This window comes from Streptacidiphilus melanogenes (assembly GCF_000787835.1).
In the GTDB taxonomy this organism is placed as follows: Bacteria; Actinomycetota; Actinomycetes; order Streptomycetales; family Streptomycetaceae; genus Streptacidiphilus; species Streptacidiphilus melanogenes.
In genome coordinates, this window is the sequence record NZ_BBPP01000039.1 from 1 (window position 1) to 4,111 (window position 4,111).

Here is a 4,111-nt window from a genome sequence, read left to right on the forward strand (position 1 = left end):
GAGCCCGGAAGAGTGGCACAGCGACGAGGCCAAGGCCGCCGAGCTGTCCGCCCGCGTCAGCGCGCTGGCCGCCAAGCACCCGCTGTACCCGGACCGGTGACCTTCGGGCTGGTCAGACCGGAAGGGCGAACGCCTCGCCGGAGCGGTATGAGCGCAGTGCGACGCCTTCCGGGGTGTCCTGCGCCTGTACGAGGTGCACCCGGCCGAGCCCGGAGACACGTGCTCGGCCGCCGTCCACGGTGAGCAGGGTGTCCTCGTCGATCGCCACGCCGTACGGAACGGCGCCGAGCGAGACGGCCTCGATCAGGCGCGGCAGCGTGCCCCACTGGGCGGCGTGAACGTCGACGGCGAACGGTACGAGACCCAGGCCCGGCCGCACCTCGATCTCGTCCAGGTCCTCGCCCGTCTCCTCCGCGCAGACCTGGACACCCCGGGAGCGCCAGCCCCCGACCAGTGCCGTGCCGGCGGCGACCGCGGCCCCGGCGGAGAAGCCCGCGTAGGGCATGCCCCGAGTGCCCAGACGAGAGGTCACCTCGGCAAGGACCGGCGCCAGCGCCTCCTGGTAGGCGGGGGTGAGCCCACCGCAGACCAGCAGCGCGGCGTGTCCGTCCAGCGAGGCCGGATCGAGGCGGCCGCCGAGCGGCACCAGAAGGGGCACCGGCCTGCAGGGAGCCACCGTGCGCAGCGCGGCCTCGAAGCGCGCGAACTGTGCGGCGCCGTCGCCCTCGTCGACCAGCAGGCAGGCCACCACCGGTTCCGGGCCGGCCGCCGCGAGGAAGGGTCCGTAGACCAGAGCCGCCGCCTCGTCGTTCCAACCTCCACCGATCAGGTACGTCGTCACAGCTCTTCTCTCTTCGTCATCCGCACAGTCGACTCTGTGGCGCGCCATCGGAACCTAGCAAGCCACCGACGGTGCAGGCGAGAAGATTTGTTCCACGTGCGGCGCTGCCGCACAGCGACGGGGCCGAGACCGCCGAGCTGTCCGCCCGCGTCAGCGCACCGGCCGCCAGGCACCCGCTGTACCGGCATCGGTGACCGGGCCTTCCACGGAGTGATACCGGGTGCCGGGTTCCACCGGGAGGAACTCCGTGTATCCGCGGCTCTCTCCCGTGACCTCCTTCGGGATCTCGCCGCGGATCAGGTCATGCAGGAACCGCTCGAAGCCTTGTGGGAACTCAGCCCACCGGGTGTCCCCGTAGTCGGCGAAGTCGTGCCAGACGACCGGCCAGGCGTCAGGATCCGTGTCCGGCTCGGCCGCGAAGTAGAACTCGAAGTCCTCCGACGAGGCGGCGAAGCCCACGAGACCGCCCGGCTCCGGGAAGACCGGACGGGAGTCGTGCCCCCGGTCCCTGCGGCCCAGCAGACACTCACGCATGAACTCCATCTGGCCCACGATGTCGCGGCCTGCCAGCACCTGGTTGGGGTGGCGGAAGAGCATGCGGTCGAAGCCGCCGGCACCCAGGGTGCCGGTGCCGTAGGTCTCGACGAACCACTTGTAGCCGACCGGCAGGTCCGCACCGAGGTAGGCGACGACGGCGCTCCAGTCGGCCGGCGGTACCTCGCGGGCCGGAGGAGGCAGCAGGCGCATGATGTCGTCGCGGCGATTCATACGCCGATTGTCGACGGTCGGCTCCGGCCCGCGCACCGACGTTTCCGGTCCTGGACCGCCGCGGCAGGACGACACGGCACCGGGCAGGGGAGCGGTGCTACCTGATGACCGGGAGGACGGCGTCCCGGGTACGCCCGGCCGCCGCCTCGATGAAGACGGTCGGATCCACCACGTCCACCAGCACGTCCCGGGTCACCCGCAACGCCGCGGCAGGTGGTGGCGGGCCGCCCACCGCGTCGATCAGATCGAGCAGATGGACGGTGGCCTCCATCACCGCGACGTCGAGCAGCGCCCCGAGCGTGACGGTCCCGGCCGGATGGGCGAAGGTCACCTCCGGCGGGAGGTCCGCGAGTTCGGCGACGGCCGAGGGGTCCGACTCGGCGAACCGCCTGATCAGCTCCTCGGGCGCCACGGTGTCGGCCGTCGCCCGGGCCTGCGTGGCCACGGCGCCCGCCGCGGTGTGGGCCACGCCGCCCGGGCGGTTGAAGATGCGCAGGATCCCGGCTCCGCTGAGGACGGTCGCGGGTCGCGTCACCACAGCATCGCGCAGCCCGTCGAACATCGCGGGATCGGGTGCGACATGGGCGTACAACGCCTGCACGGACCAGCCCGGCAGCCGTGTCGGGGTACTCCAGCCGGCCGACCCCAGCGCGGACCCGCGCTCCGCCCAGGAGCGCCACAAGCCGGTCAGCAGCTCGGCGCTCGCGTCGGTGTGATGTCCCATCACCGCCTCCCTCGCCTGCCACCCTACGAGGTAGCCGGGCGGAAACACCTGCGGCAGGGCCCCGCGCTCCTGGGGAAGGCGGAGTGCGGGGCCCTGCGGGTGTTGCGAGGCGGTGTCAGACGGCCTTGTCGTGCCGGTAGAACTCCGCGTGGTCGGGGTCCAGCGGGGTGTTGCCGAGGATGAGGTCCGCGGACTTCTCCGCGAGCATCATGACCGGGGCGTAGATGTTGCCGTTGGTCACGTACGGCATCGCCGAGGCGTCCACCACGTGCAGGCCCTCCAGGCCGTGGACCTGCATGGTGGCCGGGTCGACGACGGACATCTCGTCCGTGCCCATCTTGCAGGTGCAGGAGGGGTGCAGGGCGGTCTCGCCGTCGCGGGCGACCCAGTCGAGGATCTGCTCGTCGCTCTCCACCGAGGGACCGGGGGAGATCTCGCCGTCGCTGAACGGGGCGAGCGCGTCCTGGCCAAGGATCGAGCGGGTGACCCGGACGGCCTCCACCCACTCGCGCCGGTCCTGCTCCGTCGAGAGGTAGTTGAAGCGCAGCGCCGGATGGACGCGCGGGTCGGCCGACTTGAGCTCCACCGACCCGCGTGCGTCCGAGTACATCGGGCCGATGTGCACCTGGTACCCGTGCCCGCCCGCCGGAGCGGACCCGTCGTAGCGGACGGCGATGGGGAGGAAGTGGAACATCAGGTTGGGGTAGGCCACCTCCTCGTTGCTGCGGACGAAGCCGCCGCCCTCGAAGTGGTTGGTCGCCCCGGGGCCGCTGCGCAGGAAGAGCCACTGGGCGCCGATGAAGGGCCGCCGCCACATCTTCAGCTGCGGTTGCACGGAGACGGGCTGCTTGCAGGCGTGCTGGACGTAGACCTCCAGGTGGTCCTGGAGGTTCTCGCCGACGCCAGGCAGGTGGTGCACCGGCTCGATGCCCAGCGCGGCGAGCTCGTTCGCGTTGCCGACGCCCGAGAGCTGGAGCAGCTGCGGGGAGTTGATCGAGCCGCCGGACAGGATGACCCGTCCGGCCGCGACCTGCTGCGGCGTCCCGCCGCGCGGGGTGTACTCGACGCCGATCGCGCGCTTGCCCTCGAAGAGGACCCGGGTGACGAGGGCCCTGGTCCGCACCTCGAGGTTGGGCCGGCTCTTGACGGGGTGCAGGTAGGCGCGTGCGGCGCTCAGCCGCCGCCCGCGGCGCAGGTTGCGGTCGAAGGGGGCGAAGCCCTCCTGCCGGTAGCCGTTGACGTCGTCCGTCAGCGGGTAGCCGGCCTGCTGGACCGCCTCGAAGAAGGCGCCGAACAGGGGGTTGGCTGCGGGCCCGCGTTCCATGACGAGGGGGCCGTCGTGCCCGCGCCAGCCGCTGCCGGGGTCGGCCAGGCAGTTCTCCATCTTCCTGAAGTAGGGCAGGCAGTGGGCGTAGTCCCAGCTCTTCATGCCCGGATCGGCGCCCCAGCGCTCGTAGTCGAGCGGGTTGCCGCGCTGGAAGATCATGCCGTTGATGCTGCTGGACCCGCCCAGCACCTTGCCCCGGGCGTGGTAGATGCGCCGGTCGTGCATGAACGGTTCCGGCTCGGACTCGTACTTCCAGTCGTAGAAGCGGCTTCCGATGGGGAAGGTGAGCGCCGCCGGCATATGGATGAAGACGTCCCAGGGATAGTCCGGACGCCCCGCCTCCAGGACCAGCACCCGGTTGCCCGGATCCGCGCTGAGGCGGGCGGCGAGCGCGCAACCCGCCGATCCTCCACCGACGATGACGAAGTCGTAGTTCTGCAAGGTCATGGGG

At 71.5% G+C, this 4,111-nt stretch carries 4 protein-coding genes; all 4 read right to left on the bottom strand.

Going from position 1 to position 4,111, the window contains the following annotated elements; genetic code table 11:
- Positions 1–112 precede the first annotated feature (112 nt).
- The gene (locus TR49_RS30520) at positions 113–841 is read right to left on the bottom strand and encodes a type 1 glutamine amidotransferase family protein (protein ID WP_236653595.1); all 729 of its coding nucleotides are present in this window, start codon (positions 839–841) and stop codon (positions 113–115) included.
- A gap of 150 nt (positions 842–991) precedes the next feature.
- Complete coding sequence (locus tag TR49_RS40455; RefSeq protein WP_052434766.1) at positions 992–1,609, bottom strand: SMI1/KNR4 family protein; 618 nt, start codon at positions 1,607–1,609, stop codon at positions 992–994.
- A gap of 97 nt (positions 1,610–1,706) precedes the next feature.
- Positions 1,707–2,333: a maleylpyruvate isomerase N-terminal domain-containing protein gene (locus tag TR49_RS30530; RefSeq protein WP_042387298.1), complete on the bottom strand. Its 627-nt coding sequence runs from the start codon at positions 2,331–2,333 to the stop codon at positions 1,707–1,709.
- 115 nt (positions 2,334–2,448) lie between these two features.
- Positions 2,449–4,107 (bottom strand): choline dehydrogenase, encoded by a 1,659-nt coding sequence (betA, locus tag TR49_RS30535; RefSeq protein ID WP_042387299.1) that lies wholly within the window; start codon positions 4,105–4,107, stop codon positions 2,449–2,451.
- Positions 4,108–4,111 lie beyond the last annotated feature (4 nt).